14 protein-coding genes are annotated in these 16,610 nt (G+C 33.6%); 6 read left to right on the forward strand and 8 right to left on the reverse strand.

Annotation, left to right across the window (positions count from 1 at the left end; all coding sequences use genetic code 11):
* Positions 1 to 211 precede the first annotated feature (211 nt).
* Both FLACHUCJ7_RS10280 and FLACHUCJ7_RS10285 read left to right on the forward strand, forming a co-directional pair.
* Positions 212 to 1,414, forward strand: a complete 1,203-nt coding sequence (locus FLACHUCJ7_RS10280) for an NAD(P)-dependent oxidoreductase (protein WP_180908846.1) — start codon at positions 212 to 214, stop codon at positions 1,412 to 1,414.
* Positions 1,415 to 1,495: 81 nt separating this feature from the next.
* On the forward strand, positions 1,496 to 2,386 hold the full coding sequence (locus FLACHUCJ7_RS10285; protein WP_180908847.1) for an alpha/beta hydrolase: 891 nt from the start codon (positions 1,496 to 1,498) through the stop codon (positions 2,384 to 2,386).
* Positions 2,387 to 2,500: 114 nt separating this feature from the next.
* On the opposite strand, the gene fumC is transcribed toward FLACHUCJ7_RS10285, so the two are convergent.
* Positions 2,501 to 3,886: a class II fumarate hydratase gene (fumC, locus tag FLACHUCJ7_RS10290; RefSeq protein WP_180908848.1), complete on the reverse strand. Its 1,386-nt coding sequence runs from the start codon at positions 3,884 to 3,886 to the stop codon at positions 2,501 to 2,503.
* A 328-nt stretch (positions 3,887 to 4,214) separates the two neighbouring features.
* On the opposite strand from fumC, the gene FLACHUCJ7_RS10295 reads away from it, so the two are divergent.
* Positions 4,215 to 4,394 carry a hypothetical protein gene (locus FLACHUCJ7_RS10295; RefSeq protein WP_078226371.1) on the forward strand — a complete coding sequence of 60 codons (180 nt, stop codon included), beginning with the start codon at positions 4,215 to 4,217 and terminating at the stop codon, positions 4,392 to 4,394.
* Between the two features lie 123 nt (positions 4,395 to 4,517).
* Here FLACHUCJ7_RS10295 and FLACHUCJ7_RS10300 read toward each other — a convergent pair whose 3' ends face one another.
* Positions 4,518 to 7,037 (reverse strand): outer membrane beta-barrel family protein, encoded by a 2,520-nt coding sequence (locus FLACHUCJ7_RS10300; protein WP_180908849.1) that lies wholly within the window; start codon positions 7,035 to 7,037, stop codon positions 4,518 to 4,520.
* A 90-nt stretch (positions 7,038 to 7,127) separates the two neighbouring features.
* Positions 7,128 to 7,478 carry an ArsC/Spx/MgsR family protein gene (locus FLACHUCJ7_RS10305; RefSeq protein WP_180908850.1) on the reverse strand — a complete coding sequence of 117 codons (351 nt, stop codon included), beginning with the start codon at positions 7,476 to 7,478 and terminating at the stop codon, positions 7,128 to 7,130.
* A gap of 110 nt (positions 7,479 to 7,588) precedes the next feature.
* Between FLACHUCJ7_RS10305 and FLACHUCJ7_RS10310 the strand changes: the two genes are divergently transcribed.
* Positions 7,589 to 8,542 carry a CPBP family intramembrane glutamic endopeptidase gene (locus FLACHUCJ7_RS10310; protein ID WP_180908851.1) on the forward strand — a complete coding sequence of 318 codons (954 nt, stop codon included), beginning with the start codon at positions 7,589 to 7,591 and terminating at the stop codon, positions 8,540 to 8,542.
* A 6-nt stretch (positions 8,543 to 8,548) separates the two neighbouring features.
* Positions 8,549 to 9,589: an AMP-binding protein gene (locus FLACHUCJ7_RS10315; RefSeq protein ID WP_180908852.1), complete on the forward strand. Its 1,041-nt coding sequence runs from the start codon at positions 8,549 to 8,551 to the stop codon at positions 9,587 to 9,589.
* Between the two features lie 83 nt (positions 9,590 to 9,672).
* Here the strand turns inward: FLACHUCJ7_RS10315 and FLACHUCJ7_RS10320 are convergent, their stop codons facing one another.
* The 3 genes from FLACHUCJ7_RS10320 to FLACHUCJ7_RS10330 form a co-directional block, all read right to left on the reverse strand.
* A complete protein-coding gene (locus FLACHUCJ7_RS10320; RefSeq protein WP_031457168.1) occupies positions 9,673 to 10,887 on the reverse strand; it encodes an RsmB/NOP family class I SAM-dependent RNA methyltransferase in 1,215 nt (404 codons plus the stop codon).
* A 133-nt stretch (positions 10,888 to 11,020) separates the two neighbouring features.
* Positions 11,021 to 12,985 carry a KUP/HAK/KT family potassium transporter gene (locus FLACHUCJ7_RS10325; RefSeq protein ID WP_031457169.1) on the reverse strand — a complete coding sequence of 655 codons (1,965 nt, stop codon included), beginning with the start codon at positions 12,983 to 12,985 and terminating at the stop codon, positions 11,021 to 11,023.
* Positions 12,986 to 13,116: 131 nt separating this feature from the next.
* Complete coding sequence (locus tag FLACHUCJ7_RS10330; RefSeq protein WP_180908853.1) at positions 13,117 to 14,397, reverse strand: hypothetical protein; 1,281 nt, start codon at positions 14,395 to 14,397, stop codon at positions 13,117 to 13,119.
* A 119-nt stretch (positions 14,398 to 14,516) separates the two neighbouring features.
* Between FLACHUCJ7_RS10330 and FLACHUCJ7_RS10335 the strand changes: the two genes are divergently transcribed.
* Positions 14,517 to 15,578 (forward strand): beta propeller repeat protein, encoded by a 1,062-nt coding sequence (locus FLACHUCJ7_RS10335; protein ID WP_078226365.1) that lies wholly within the window; start codon positions 14,517 to 14,519, stop codon positions 15,576 to 15,578.
* A gap of 126 nt (positions 15,579 to 15,704) precedes the next feature.
* Here the strand turns inward: FLACHUCJ7_RS10335 and FLACHUCJ7_RS10340 are convergent, their stop codons facing one another.
* Together FLACHUCJ7_RS10340 and FLACHUCJ7_RS10345 are read right to left on the reverse strand one after the other, a co-directional pair.
* Positions 15,705 to 16,163, reverse strand: a complete 459-nt coding sequence (locus FLACHUCJ7_RS10340) for a sensor of ECF-type sigma factor (RefSeq protein ID WP_078226364.1) — start codon at positions 16,161 to 16,163, stop codon at positions 15,705 to 15,707.
* Between the two features lie 20 nt (positions 16,164 to 16,183).
* Positions 16,184 to 16,594 (reverse strand): hypothetical protein, encoded by a 411-nt coding sequence (locus FLACHUCJ7_RS10345; protein ID WP_031457173.1) that lies wholly within the window; start codon positions 16,592 to 16,594, stop codon positions 16,184 to 16,186.
* Between the last annotated feature and the right edge of the window lie 16 nt (positions 16,595 to 16,610).

The raw sequence follows: 16,610 nt of genomic DNA on the forward strand, positions 1-16,610 counted from the left end.
TCAATATTTATGTTTGGTAATTTTGAGAGCTAAAAACGGATACCCTTAAAAGACAATTAACACGTTTTTTTGTTAGCCATTTGAAAATCAGATCATAGTGATTCAAAATCATTAAAAATAAGAAAACAGCAACAAAAAATTAACTATATTTGTTATATTTAAAACAAAATAACAAATAAAAGTTATATTATTAAATTTTAAATCCTAATAAATGAAATTCGGAATTATCAAAGAAAGAAAAAATCCACCTGACAGACGTGTTGTCTTTGCCCCTGATGCATTAGCAAAACTAAAACAACTCCACCCTGAAGCCTATATAAGTGTTGAAAGTTCAGATATTAGAATTTTTTCAGATCTTCAATATAAAAGTATGGGAATTAATGTTGCTGATGACGTTTCAGATTGTGATATTTTATTTGGCGTAAAAGAAGTTCCTGTAGCTAATTTAATTTCGAATAAGTCTTATTTCTTTTTTTCGCATACCATAAAAAAACAGCCTCACAACAAAAAACTTTTACAGGCCATATTAGAAAAAAATATCACTTTATACGATCATGAAACGATTGTTGATGAACATAACCGCAGGTTAATCGGGTTTGGGAAATATGCCGGAATGGTTGGGGTTTATAACGGAATTCGTGCGTTCGGAATAAAATTTGAATTATTTAAACTTCCAAAAGCAGAAACTCTATCAGGAAAAGATGCCCTGATCATGCATTTGAAAAGAATAACACTGCCTCCTTTAAAATTTGTAATCACAGGAACAGGAAAGGTTGGTAGCGGCGCGCAGGAAATTTTGAAAGCAATCAAAGTAAAGGAAATTACTGTAGAAAATTATCTAACCAAAAACTACACGCAGTCAGTTTATGTACAGCTTGATGCTTTAGAATACAATAAAAGAACTGACGGTAAGATTCTTGACTTTGTAGATTTCACCCAACATCCTGAAGATTATACGTCTGATTTCGAAAAATTCACCAAAGTCAGTGACATTTATATAGCCGGGCATTTTTACGGAAATAATGCACCAATGATCCTGACTCAGGAAATGCTGAATGCTAAAGATTGTAAAATAAGAGTTGTCGCTGACGTTTCATGTGATATAAATGGCCCAATTGCAAGTACACTCCGTTCTTCTACAATTGCTGAACCTTTGTACGGATATCTGCCATCAGAAAATAAAGAAGTTGATATTTTTCATCCGGCTGCAATTGTAGTAATGGCAGTTGATAATTTGCCTTGTGAAATCCCAAAAGATGCCAGTGAAGGTTTTGGAGAACAGTTTATGGAACATGTTATTCCGGCTTTTTTTAACGGAGATAAAGATGGAATTCTGGAACGAGCCAAAATTACCGAGAATGGTAAACTTACAGAGCGATTTAGTTATTTACAAGACTATGTTGATGGGAATTAATTAATTTAATTTGTGTTGCTTATTAATTTGTAACTATTTTTTAACACACTTAAAATAACATATTTACTATCAACAGCCAACATGAAAAAACTCATAATTACATTTTCGATTTCATTATTATTAAACTGTGCTCATTTACTCGCCCAAACCAATCCGGAAACTCTTTTGTTTCCTAACGGAATTGAAAAAAATACGGTAACGCATCCTAATCCTGAAAAGGTAGTTGACTCTGTTCTTAATCCGTTGTCATTATCCCATAAAAACAGGGTAATCAGTAATATTTCGGTTCCAACCTATCAATTATTTCCGGCTTCTGAATCGAACAACAAACATATTGGAGTCGTTATATTTCCGGGTGGAGGTTTAACTACGAACTGGGTCGATAAAGAAGGAACTGATCTTGCGATGTGGCTTTCCGGACAGGGGATCAATTGTATAGTGGTAAAATACAGAACTAACAGAAAAGATGAAAAGAGAGAAATGATTATTCCGATGGATGATTATAAAAGAGCCGTTTATCAGGATGCCAGAACAGGTATTTTAAAAATGAAAGAACTGGCGGAAGGCTTAAAAATTGACAAGGACAAAATTGGAATTTTGGGCTTTTCGGCCGGTGGCTGGCTAAGCGAACGCATTGTAATCAAATCTACCGAAACAAAAGAAGCCGTAGACTGGAAACCCGCTTTTGCTGCTTTAATTTACCACGGCAATACGTTAAGCAATTTTAAAAAAATTGACAACGTTCAGGCCTTACCTCCTATTTTTATGGCGATTGCCCGTGACGACAAAAAAATGCCTGTAAAAGAAATTATTCCGGGGCTGGCTGCCATTGCTGCCGAAGTAAAAAATTCGGAATTACATATTTATTCAAAAGGTGATCACGGTTTTGGACTGGCTTATGATAAAGGGCATTCGGTTTCAAAATGGAAAGACAGTTTCTATGACTGGTTATTAGACATTTACAATAAGTAAAATATCAAGTCTTTTAAAAATAGTTTAAACATATAAAAAAGGGAGGGAATTTTAAAATTTCCTCCCTTTTAAGATTGATATATCTCGATCGAAGCCGAACTGATTGCAGTAAAACTAAACCATTTCCTCAGGTTTGACCCATGCATCAAAATCGTCAGGAGTAACGTATCCTAAACGAACGGCCTCCTCTTTAAGCGTAGTTCCGTTTTTGTGAGCGGTTTGAGCAATTTCGGCTGCTTTATAATAACCGATTTTTGTATTTAAAGCTGTTACTAACATCAATGAATTATCTACTAATTCTTTGATACGTTTGTAATTAGGTTCAATTCCCTGAGCACAATGTTCGTCAAATGAAACACACGCATCGCCTAACAGTCTTGCTGACTGTAAAAAGTTTGCTGCCATAACAGGCTTGAAAACATTCAATTCATAATGTCCCTGCATTCCTCCTACTGCAATTGCTACATCATTTCCGATTACCTGAGCACAAACCATTGTTAAGGCTTCGCACTGCGTTGGGTTTACTTTTCCGGGCATTATTGAAGAACCCGGTTCATTTTCAGGAATATGAATTTCGCCAATTCCGGAACGAGGCCCTGAAGCCAGCATTCTGACATCATTAGCTATTTTATTTAAAGAAACAGCCAACTGTTTTAAGGCTCCATGAGTTTCTACAATGGCATCGTGTGCGGCCAAAGCTTCAAATTTGTTTTCAGCCGTAACAAATGGATGACCGGTAAATTGGGCAATATATTCGGCTACTTTGACATCATAGCCTTTTGGAGTATTTAGTCCTGTTCCTACTGCCGTTCCGCCTAAAGCGATTTCAGATAAATGTGCTAATGTATTTCTAAGTGCTTTTAAACCGTATGCCAATTGAGCTGCATAGCCTGAAATTTCCTGTCCAAGTGTCAATGGCGTTGCGTCCATAAGGTGTGTACGTCCGATTTTTACAACGTCTTTAAACTCGGTTGCTTTTTTGACTAATGTTGCATGCAGTTTTTCGACTCCCGGAATGGTGGTTTCCAAAACCATTTTGTAAGCTGCAATATGCATTCCGGTTGGAAAGGTATCGTTTGACGATTGTGATTTATTGACATCATCATTGGCTTTTATGAATTGTTCGCCTTCGCCAATTTCAAATCCTTTAAGCACCTGAGCACGATTTGCTATTACTTCATTGACATTCATATTACTTTGCGTTCCTGAACCGGTTTGCCAGATCACAAGCGGAAATTCATCTTTTAATTGTCCGGCAAGTATCTCATCACAAACTGCAGCAATAGCGTCACGTTTTTCGATTGGCAAAACACCTAAATCATAGTTGGCATAAGCAGCTGCTTTTTTAAGATAAGCGAAACCTTCTATAATTTCTTTTGGCATTGATCCTGAATCTCCAATTTTAAAATTATTTCTGGAACGCTCTGTTTGTGCACCCCAATATTTATTAGCCGGAACCTGCACTTCGCCCATAGTGTCTTTTTCTATTCTGTATTTCATTTTGTTGTTTGTAAAATATTGTTTGTAAAATGTGAAATGTTATTTGTGAGATTTAGAAACTGACGTTTCTTTTGAAAACGAATGCTTTAGCCCTGATGGAAACGGCATCCTTTTATGGGGTGTTCCCCATAAAAGATATAGTGGACAGCAGGAAACAGCTCCTGAAAACACTCATGTTATTTTATTTTAGCTACTTAAAAAAAATCCTTATTTAAAATGAGTATAAATATAGCAATAATTGCCCTTTTAGAAAAATTGATTTGGTTTTTATTGGCAAGGAAAAATATAAAACCTACATTTGTGCTTACATTCAAAAATTCCGGAAAACATGTTTGAATTTTCACAGTACTTAGGCTTTTTGCTTTTCTTAACCATACTAACTATAGGGTTTTGGTTAATGTTTTTCTTGGTTGGTTTCGTATCTTATTGGGTTACGGGAGCTAGCTGGGAAATGTTCAAAGAAAAAAGAGCTAAAAAAAGACAAGAAGAACAATCAGTTAAACTTTAATTGATTTCATAAAAAAGGACCCGTGAAAACGAGTCCTTTTTTTATGCTAAAAAATGAAAAAAAATCCAAACTCCAACTTTTACATTGGAATTTGAATTTTTACGTTTTGGGATTTAACCTATTTTATCCAGGAAACTCTCCTCCATCTCCTCCACCATCATTTCTCGGTGCTCCATTCTTCTCTCTGTCATTTTTAGACTTGTTGAAACGATAAGTAAACGATAAATTGAACTGACGTTTACGGAACTGAAATTCACTGTATGATGTCTGAGTCATTACTCTTGAGTCATTGTAAAAATTCGTGTATGACATCATTTTTCTTGAATTGAAAATATCACTGATATTGAATGCAATTGTAGCTTTGTCTTTTAAAACGTCTTTACTGAAAGCTGTATTTAAACCAAACTGTCCCAGATTTTTACCTTGTGCTGTTTTTTGTTCGCCATTATAATTACCGCTTAATTGCCAGTCTATTTTGTATGGCAGGGTAACTTTTGAACTAATTCTGGCAAACCATGTAGTAGCCTGGTTGTCTAAATTTTGTACAATCACACTACCGTTATTATCTTCATAAGTGTTTTCTCCGGTTGTTTTTACATTATAAAAATTGAAATTACTGTTTAATTTCCACCATTTGAATGGAGTGTAATTAAATGTAAATTCGAAACCAAATTTTTGTTCTTTTCCTAAGTTAATTGGTGAGCTTTTAATAACCGGAATACCTTCAACTGTTTCGCCCGGTGCAGGAGTTACAACATCACCATCAGGAGTTACAACCTCACCTGTAGGAAACCTCACAAAACTAAAAACGTCTTTGGTATCTTCAAAATAAGCAGAAGTACTAAAAGTTACTTTATCCCAACGCTTAAGATATCCAATATCATATTTATCAGTCAATGAAGGATTTAAATCAGGATTCCCCTGAAAGATATTGATATTACTGGCATAGTTTACCGCTGGGTTCATAAAACGCCCTCTCGGTCTGGTTAAACGCTTGCTGTAACTTGCAGTAAAATTGCTTTGGTCTGAAATTTCATAACTTATAAAAGCACTTGGAAATAAATTATTGTAATTCTTAGTATTAAATTTATTTGTATCTAAAAGATTGACTTCAATATTGGTGTCTTCCCAACGCAATCCAAATAAATAAGAAAATTTATTTACTTTAAAACCGTATGAAGTATACAATGCATTTATATTTTCTTTGTACTCTAAAGTATTGGATAAATTTTCATCTTTTTCATACACCCCATTGACAAGATTGGCAACATAGTATACATTATTTAAATCGCCAAAACTTCCTTTGTATCCTGCTTCAAACTGACTTCCTTTTCCTAATGGCAAAACATAGTCTGCCTGCAGCTGAATTTGTTTCTGAACCTGATTATTTAACGTTCTATTGAAAGTAGGCTCAGCTGTAATGACGCTTTTACTGTCGTCTGTGTTTCGTGAAATCGATAAATCGGCTGTAAGTTTATGTCCTTTATCGTTGAAATTTTTGATTAAATTGGATGTATATTCTACATTTTCACCTCCGGTGTCTCCATTATTTAATCTGAATGAATTTCCTGTAGCAACACGATTAGCATCATAATTATAATAATTGATCAGATCTCTGTCTTCTCCTGTATTTTTTTGATAATTGATCGCATTTGTCCAGAAAGTCGTTGGCGTAATTGACCATTCTATTCCGGCCCTTCCATTGAATCCGTCTCTGGTTCTTTTAGTGTCACGGGTTTCATCTAAGTATGATTTAGGAGAACCATCCTCATTAAAGTATTCTGTATTGGTTAAGCCTTCTCCTTCATTTGTTCTGTAATTATATCCGGCTGTAGTAAAATAATTTAATTTTTCCGTTTTATAATTCAGATTGGCACTGAGTCCATACGTTTCAGGAAGTCCCGTTGAAGCAATAAAAGTTCCGTTGAAACCTTGATTTTTTCCTTTTTTAAGAATAATATTAATCAAACCAGAACCACCTTCTGCATCGTAACGCGCTGATGGATTGGTAATCACTTCAACTTTATCAATTGCATCTGCCGGAAGCTGACGTAAAGCTTCGGCAACATTAATTGCGTTTGATGGTCTTCCGTCTATTAAAATTCGGATATTATCACTTCCTCTTAAGCTTACATTTCCTTCTGTATCCACAGAAACTGAAGGAACATTATCCAGAACATCACTAACTGTTCCTCCTTTTACCATCATATCCTGCCCAACATTGTATACTTTTTTGTCCAGCTTTATTTCAACAGATGATTTTTCGGCACGCACTACAACCTCATTCAATTGCGCAGCGTCTTCAGACAAGCTTACAACTCCTAAATTAGTATCTTCTGAAATATTTTTTCCTTTGATTTCAGTAGCTTTAAACGAAATAAACTCAACTTTGATATCATAAATTCCAGACGGAACTGCTAAATCAAATTCACCTTTTGGATTTGTAATTCCGCCGGCAATCACTTTAGTTTCATTCGGTAGAGTAATTGAAATTGTAGCATACTCCAGTGGTTGTTTTGAAACTTTTTCTAAAACTTTTCCGGTAACCTTTACTTTCGCTTGACCCGAAGGTGGTTGTTGTGCATAATTACATAATCCTGAAAGCATAATTAGGATCAATATCGCAAATTTGATTTTTTTCATTATTTTTTTTGGTATTTCTTTTCCTTTTAGACCGCAAATATAGCTTTTGGTTTAAAAGAGTAAATCACAAAAAAATGTTAATCAAATATTTTATATTCCATCTAAAAAAGAAGCTACTTTGTCCAAATCACGTCCAATTATAGCTTTTCCATCTTTTATAACAATCGGCCTCTCTATCAAAATCGGATTATCAACCATAGCCTGAATAACTTGCAAATCTGTCAAGGTTTTTCCTTTGTACTCTTCAATCCATACTTTTTCTTTAACTCTAACTAGTTCAATTGGTTTCATGTCTAATTTTTCTATTAATCTTTTCAGTCCTTCAAAAGTTGGTGTCTCAATAAGATATGGAATAATTTCATAGTCCTGATTCGCATTATCCAGAAAAGCCAGACAACTTCTTGATTTTCCACATCGTGGATTATGGTAAACTTGTATCATGTTATTTTTTTAAGTTGTTGTAAAATAATTGGGCTAAAAAAGGGTATTTTAGCAATCCCCAAAAATAAGATTTACTTATTAATTAGAACTCCATTTTAATTTTAAATAATATGTTTTTAGAACAAGGAATTAAACCAGAAAATAAATTTTGGAAATATCTTTTAGGCTCTGTAGTCATAATTTCAGCATCTGTTTTTGGTCAGTTTCCTTTATGGCTGGCGGTAAAATATGAAACTCTAATCAACAAAAAACCGTATCCAGAGAACGATAAAATGCTGATGAAAATGTTTGATTCAAACCTGACTTTATTTTTAGTTATGGTTTCGTTCGCTTTTGCCTTAGCAGGGGTTTATTATGTTGTCAAATACATGCATCATCAAAGTATCTTATCCGTTACAACTTCGCGAAAAAAAGCAGATACAAAACGTATTTTGTTTTCCTTTTTTATATGGGCGGGTTTTTCAGTATTGAGTTTTGTGTTTATTTATTTACAATCACCTGAAAACTTTATTTTTAATTTCAAACCAATTCCTTTTTTAATATTAGTAGTTATCGGTACCCTGATGATCCCGATACAAACCAGTAGTGAAGAATATGTTTTTAGGGGCTATCTGATGCAGGGTTTTGCCAGCTTAGCCAAAAACAGATGGTTTCCGTTATTAATGACTTCATTTATATTTGGTTCTATGCACTGGTTTAACCCGGAAGTAACTAAAATGGGCAATATTATCATGATTTATTACATAGGTACCGGATTCTTTTTAGGAATTATTACTTTAATGGATGAAGGCATGGAACTGGCACTTGGTTTCCATGCTGCCAACAACCTGATAGGCGCTTTGCTGGTAACCTCAGACTGGACCGTTTTTCAGACCTATTCCCTTTTTATTGATAAATCTGAACCTTCTGCCAGCTTTGATGTTATATTGCCTGTGGTTGTAATCTACCCCATTTTGCTTTTTATTTTCAGCAAAAAATACAACTGGACAAACTGGAAAGAAAAATTAACCGGAAACATCAAAGAAACAAACGATGAAGTGACCGAATTTTTAAATTTAAATTAATACACCATGCTAAACCTTACTCATAAAAACGTTCACAATTATTTTAAAATAGATGGTTATCATTTAAATGGAGACGATTTGCGTTCTGTTGCTTATAGCTACATTAAGGAAGGTGATACTAATCAACAGGCAATTGGAGAATTTTTATTAGACTGGTTCGACGATAAAGAATATATCGAAATGAGAACATCAGGGACTACAGGTCTGCCTAAATTAGTCCGATTACAAAAACAAGCGATGATACAATCGGCATTGGCAACAGGAGATTTTTTTAATTTAAAACCTGGAAACAAGGCTCTGCTTTGCCTGCCGGTGAAATTTATTGCAGGAAAAATGATGCTCGTACGAAGCTTTATTCTGGGTTTAGAGTTGGACGTTACAGAACCCAGCACAACACCATTATCCCTAAATGATAAATTATATAATTTTGTCGCGATGGTACCTTTGCAGGTTCAAAATTCGATTGAAGGATTAAAAAATGTCAAAAAATTAATAGTGGGCGGAGCAAAAATGGATACTGCTCTCGAAGAAAAAGTTTTGCCTTTGAAAACTGAAATTTACGAAACTTACGGAATGACCGAAACTATTACTCATATTGCAGCTAAAAAAGTGGGAGAAAAAGCATTTACTATTCTGCCTAATATAAAGATTTCCAAGGACAGCAGAGGGTGCTTAGCAATTACAGTTCCTGCTATTTCCAACGAAACTATCATTACCAATGACCTGATTGAGTTTGTAAAAGAAAATCAGTTTATATTTTTAGGAAGAATTGATAATGTAATTAATAGCGGTGGCGTAAAATTAATTCCTGAACAAATTGAAACAAAACTCATTAAAAAAATTAATTCAAGATTTTTCGTTACCGGAATTCCGGATTCAATTTTGGGAGAAAAACTAATTTTGGTTATTGAAGGAGAAAAACAAGATTTTCCAACTGGCTTTTTTGATGTTTTGGATAAATATGAAAAACCAAAAGAAATAGTTTTTGTCCCTAAATTTAAGGAAAATGAAAATGGAAAACTATTACGCAAACCAAGCTTACTTTGATAAAATCACAATAAATAAATCCCAAATTCCAAAATATGAATTGGAATTTGGGATTTTAAATTTTAGTATCTATTTGACTAAATTTACTCTTTACGCTCTAATAATGCCATATAAAATCCATCGAAACCAGATTCTGAAGCCAGAATTTTACGGTCTTTTATAAATGTAAATTGTTTTCCGATTTCTGTTTTCAGGAACTTCTCAACTTGTTCCTGATTTTCTGATGGTAAGACCGAACATGTAGCATATACTAATTTTCCACCTGGCTTTACAATTTTAGAATAACTTTCTAAAACCTCAGACTGTACTTTACGAATATTATCAATAAATTCAGGTTGTAATTTCCATTTGGCGTCAGGATTTCTTTTTAAAACTCCTAAACCGCTACATGGCGCATCAATTAACACTCGATCTGCTTTTTCATGGAGTTTTTTAATCACCTTTGTAGTGTCAATAATACGATATTCGATATTAAAAGCACCATTTCGTTTAGCTCTTAATTTTAATTGCTTCAGTTTACTTTCGTATAAATCCATTGCAATTAATTGTCCTTTATTTTCCATTAAAGAAGCAATGTGCAATGTTTTCCCACCCGCTCCGGCACAAGTATCAACAACACGCATACCTGGTTTTACATCAAGAAAACCTGCAACCAATTGTGAGTTTGCATCCTGAACTTCAAAAAGTCCCTGTTTAAAAGCATCTGTCAAAAATACATTTGCTCTTTCTTTTAAAACTAAAGCTTCAGGCTGATCTTTTAAATATTCTGTTTCGATATTTAAATCCATCAATGTGTTTCTTAAGTTTTCCTTAGTTCCTTTAAGTGTGTTGGTTCTTAAGATAACTTTTGCAGGCTGGTTTTGGGCTGCAATTTCTTTTGCCCAAACTTTTTCACCTAGTTCTTTAGCTCCCAATTCATCCATCCAGTCCGGGATAGATTCTTTTAAAGCCCTAACTTTTGAAAGCTCGTCAAAACGACCTTTTATTTTTCTTTCAGGTGTTCCTTCCAACTGTCTCCAGTCCGGAATTGGATAACCTCTTAAAACTGCCCAAACAGCAAACATTCTCCATAAATTATCTCTGTCAAAGGGTTCTTTAACTTCGGCAATTTCAGCATATAATCTTTTCCAACGAACTATTTCGTATATCGTTTCAGCAACAAACTTCCTATCAGAACTTCCCCAACGTTTGTCTTTTTTTAAGGCTCTTGCTACCACTTTATCCGCGTATTCTCCTTCATTAAAAATAGCATTTAAAGAATCGATGGTAGTATAAACTAAATTTCTGTGTAATCTCATTTTAATTGTTTGAGTTGCAAAGGTACTATTAATTGATTGAAAGTTAAATTTTTTAATTTGATTGTTATTTTAACTTCCGGTAAAAAGAAAAACACTCTAAAAGAGTGTTTTTGAATGTATTTTGAAAAATGATTTATTTTATAATCCTTGTCAAACCAATATTCTCCGGAGCATGAAGCACCATTGGAAATTTTTCTATTTTTACAGAACTGCTGTCTAAACCAAAAGCACTTTCTTCAGATAAACTCAATTTCTTAATTAAAAAATAAGAATTCATGATTATTTTTTCGTGCCATAATAAATCAGAGTCATTAGACAAGAATTTTTCAGACAATACAAATTTGAAATCTCCAACAATATTATTTTTGTTCAATGATTCGTAACGGCTGGTAATATCAACTTCTCCATTTTTTACCATATCACGAATAACTTCCCTAAACATTAAATTAATTTTGGTTGGTTCTCTGAAGCCTAAATTGAAATCAATTCTGTAAATATCATCTTTGGCAATTTCGGTTACTTTATACTGAGTTTTATAAGGCTCAGTTAAAATATTCACATGGACAAACCAATAAATATCAGCTCTTTTTGGACGCTTTTGAAGAATAGAATACATCACTTTTTGCTCTAATTCATCAACACGATTAGCATTTGTCATGTAAACCAAATGGGTAGCATATTTTGGAATGGATAAATCTTCGCTCAATTCCATTAAGACTTTCTTGTAATCATCAATTTTGACAATTTTAGTATAGCTTTTATTAATTTTTTTAGCCATATACCATACTGTCATTACCGAAATCAATAAAATTGCAATAATCAACGTTACATAACCGCCTTCGGCAAATTTGGTAATATTAGCCAGTAAAAAACATCCTTCAATTATTAGGTAAATTGTGATTAGAGGAACCATAAAATATAGTTTTACTCTTTTCATAATCAAATAATAGTTCAGTAAAATTGTAGTCATAATCATGCAGAGTACAATTGCCAAACCATAAGCATGCTCCATATTACTGGATTTTTCGAAGTGCAAAACGATTCCCACACACCCAAAAAACAACAGCCAGTTAATTGACGGAATATACAATTGCCCTTTTACTTCGGTAGGATATTTGATTCGTACTTTTGGCCAGAAATTCAATCTCATGGCTTCATTTATCAAAGTAAATGAACCACTGATAAGTGCCTGAGATGCAATAACCGCAGCCAAAGTTGCTATTACGATACCGACAGGCTGAAACCAATCCGGCATGATTAAGTAAAACGGATTACCGTTTTCACCTCCTAATACCTGCAATGTTTGTCCCTCATGATGAATTAAATAAGCAGCCTGACCAAAATAGTTTAATACTAAAGTTAGTTTTACAAAAACCCAGCTAATTCTAATATTTTTTCTTCCGCAATGCCCCATGTCAGAATACAATGCTTCTGCTCCTGTGGTACATAAAAATACAAACCCCAATACAAAAAAACCATCGGGATGTATAGATAATAAATGGTAAGCATAATAAGGATTAATAGCTTTGATGACCTCCGGATGATCCAAAATCTGAATTACTCCTAAAGTCCCCAACATAGCAAACCAAATTAACATCATTGGCGCAAAAAATTTACCAACCAGTTTAGTACCAAACTGTTGAATGGTGAACAAAACAAAAAGAATTCCAATAACAATCGGAATCGTATTTATTTCAGGATAGTAAGTTTTTATTCCTTCTACTGCTGAGGAAACCGAAATAGGTGGTGTTATAATACCATCGGCAAGCAAGGCGCTACCTCCAATAATTGCAGGCACTATAAGCCATTGAATTTTTGTTTTCTTGACCAGGGCATACAAAGCAAAAATCCCTCCTTCACCATGATTGTCTGCACTTAAGGTTATAAGGACATACTTAATTGTAGTTTGGAGAGTTAATGTCCAGAAAACACAGGAAATACCTCCTAAAACAATATCAGCATCGATTGTATGTTCACCAAGTATGGCTTTCATTACATATAACGGAGAAGTACCAATATCTCCATAAATAATTCCTAATGTGATCAATAAACCCCCAATAGACAACTTACTGTGTAAGTTTTTATGCGATGCGCTCATGTATGTTTTATAAAAGACGGTTGCAAATTTACTGTTTTAAAACAAACTAACGCTATTTATAAGAAAAAAGAACAAAAAAAAAACACAATCTAACGATTGTGTCTTTTTTTGTTCAAAACCTTCTTTTGAGATTAACTTCTTCTTCCTCCCCCTCTTGATTCTGAATTATTCTGTCTTTGTGACTGCCCCCCTCCTCTAGCTTCCTGATTTCCTCGTGAAGCCTCTGAACGTTGTGATGCTTGCGGTCTTGCAGATCTGTTATCAGAAGCTGTCCTTTGAGATTCAGCTCTTGGAGACGACGAAGCGGTTCTGTTAGTATTCATTCTGTTCTCATAATTCCCTCTTGAAGATTCTGTTCTTGGAGCTGAAACTGATCTGTTTTCACTCATCCTGTTCTCAGAATTCCCTCTGGAAGTGTTGGTTCTGTTTTCATTAGAATACCCTCTTGATTCTGTTCTGGAATTATCTTCAACCCTAACAGGACTATTTCCTCTAGATGTATTATTCCTGTCTGAACTACCTCGGTTTGAATTATAACTTCTATCAGATGATCCATTTCTATTTTCAGCATAGTTTCTGTTTGGAGTTCTATATTCCGCATTAGAAACTCTAGCTGAGTTTGATCTGTTGTTACTGTAAACACTTTGATTTCTGTTTACTTCTCTGCTTGCAACACGTCTACGATCCAACTCATATCTGTTACCCACATTTGCATGTCTTTGCGAAAAACTATAATTAGGATGGCGTCTTTCGTAACCATAACAACGTCTGGTTTCATATATTACAGGAGCTCTGTAACTTCTTCTGTGATTCACATAATTATAACGATTATTCACATTGATACAAATATTGATATTGTTTCTATATCTGTAAATTGGGTAAGGTCTCCATGCCACATAATATGTTGGGAAAAAATTCCAGGTCCACGTAGAGCAATAAGGTCTGTAGTTCGTAACCCAGAATGATGAATATATAACCGGAGCTACATTATAAACAGGCTCATAAATATAGTTGTCTCCATATAAATAATTATTCCCTACAATCTGAATACTTATTTTATTATAGTTATCCCTCTCAACATCTATTGTTGCAATATCCTGATAAACATCACGATCAAGAACAGCCTGAATGATAACAACGTGAGTTCTGTCTTCAACAGATTCAATAACACGTAAATAATCAACCTCATCATCATTATTCAAGTCAAGATTTGAAATTTGGTATTTTGGATCATTTAATCTTCTTTCGAAATCCTGAAGATTATCCGAGTCTCCAAAAATAGAAGCAACAGCTCTTAAATCTAAATTATCACTGATATCTGAGTTTTTTGCATAAACATTTGTTTGGCTTTGTACAGCAGAAGAACTTAAACCTATAGTTACTAACGCTAAAAAAAGTAGTTTCGCTTTCATGGCAAATCATATTAAGATTAATATTCTGGAGTATCCAATTACTGTGCCACAAAAAAAACAAAATATATTTCACATGTTATAAATAATTGTATTTTAGCAATAACTAAATCTTAACCTATATGAAAAAAGTAATATTATTTTGCGGTGTTTTTATTTTATTCATATCTTTTAAAACATTGAATAATAGCAACAAAACAACTATGTATAGCGGTTTTACTTCTATGCAAACAGATACTTTATTTGAAGATAAAATTAGTATTAGGGCCATTTTAATTGATAAAAATAAAGTTTGGTATGGCGCTGATAATTCCCGTTTTGGATACTACGATTTAGATAAAAAAGAAAAATTTGAAGAGCATATTTACCGGGACACTTTAAAATTAGAATTCAGAAGTATAGCTCAAACTTCAAAAGATATTTTTTTATTAAGTGTTGGAAATCCAGCATTACTTTATTCAGTTTCAAAAAAGACACAAAAAACAAAATTAGTTTACAAAGAAATCAATGAAAGAGTTTTTTATGATTGTATGCAATTTTGGAACGATAAGGAAGGAATTGCAATTGGAGATCCTACAGAAGATACTTTTTCTATCATAATAACCCGTGATGGAGGAGAGACATGGACAAAATTATTATCAGATAAATTACCTACAAATGCCAAAGGCGAATCTGCCTTTGCGGCCAGCAATTCAAACATTGTTATAAAAGGAGATGATACCTGGCTGGTTTCGGGAGGAAAAAAATCCCGGGTTTTTTATTCTCCCGATAAAGGCAAAACCTGGAAAGTTATTGAAACTCCTATTATTCAGGGGAAAACAATGACAGGTATTTTTACAGCAGATTTTTACGATTCTAAACATGGATTTATTGCCGGAGGTGATTACGAACTTCCAAACCAAAAAACTAATAATAAAGCTTTTACAACAGATGGTGGAAAAACCTGGGAACTAATAGGTCAGGGTATGGGTTTTGGATACGCATCATGTGTGCAGTATGTTCCTGGAGGTAACGGCAAAGAAATTATCTGTGTTGGCTCTGAGGGGATTCAATATTCTCAAAATGGCGGTGAAAACTGGACGCAATTATCTACTGATTCAAAGCTTTTTACAATTCGTTTTATCAATAGAAATACAGCAATTGCAGCTGGACATAATAAAGTCATTAGACTTCGCTTTAAATAAATAACATAATAAAACCCCTAAATAATAAAGTAAGTATTATTATATAGGGGTCTTATCGCTGTTGTTCCTGTGATATTTGTCGCCTTTGTGGCATTTGTGACGGCAGTCGGTTTTACTTTTTAAACATTAGTTCTTACCTGCTTTTTCTTTATATTGCTTTAATAATTTTCGATTAAAGTCATCTTCTGATTTTTTTAATTTCAATATTTTTTTAGCCGAAAGCACTTTGCGAAGGTTGCTCATATATTTTTCTCTTAAAAAATATAATTCTTTATCTGTACTTTCTATTTGAGACAACAATGAAGCAGCTTCTTTTTCTGAAAGTGAATTAACTGTATCATCATTCAGCTTTCTCAAATAGGTTTTCATTTTTTCATGACGCAATTCATATTGTTTATCATCAAAATCGTTATAAATTGGCCAGAATTTTTCAGCTTCATTAGAGGTCAGTTCTAACTCTGTAGTCAAAAAGGACACCTTAAAAGCTTTAATTTTTTCACGCTTTTCATCTATTTTATCACTTTGCGCATAAAATGAAAAACTAACTAAAAATAGCAATATGGGAAGTATATTTTTGATTGTCATCTTTATTGTTTTTTTTATTTTTATTCTGAAATTAAATTCTCAATATTTGGATTTGAAGACAAAACATCTTCAAGAGTTTCCTGCTCGAGGACAATATTTTTATTTATAGCTTCAATATCTTTTGTGTCCAGTTCCCGAATCAAATCATATTGATTCAAATTGGACTGATAAGACAAATATGTTTCTAAAGTAGCTTCATCAAGTTCTTTAGATGATTTATAATTATTTACTATCGGAATCATCAATGCAATAAATACTACTGCAGCAGCAGCCATTGTAACAACCTTTTTACGTTTGTAAATTGGTATTACCTTTACTTCTGTTTCACTAATTTGCTGTAAAACTTTTGCCGAAAGATCATCAAAATAATGATCCGGAGTTTTAAATCCAGTTTTAATCTTCGGTTCGTTTTCTAATTTAAATACTTTCATAATACTTATAAGACAA

This window comes from Flavobacterium salmonis, assembly GCF_903819435.1.
In the GTDB taxonomy this organism is placed as follows: Bacteria; Bacteroidota; Bacteroidia; order Flavobacteriales; family Flavobacteriaceae; genus Flavobacterium; species Flavobacterium chungangense.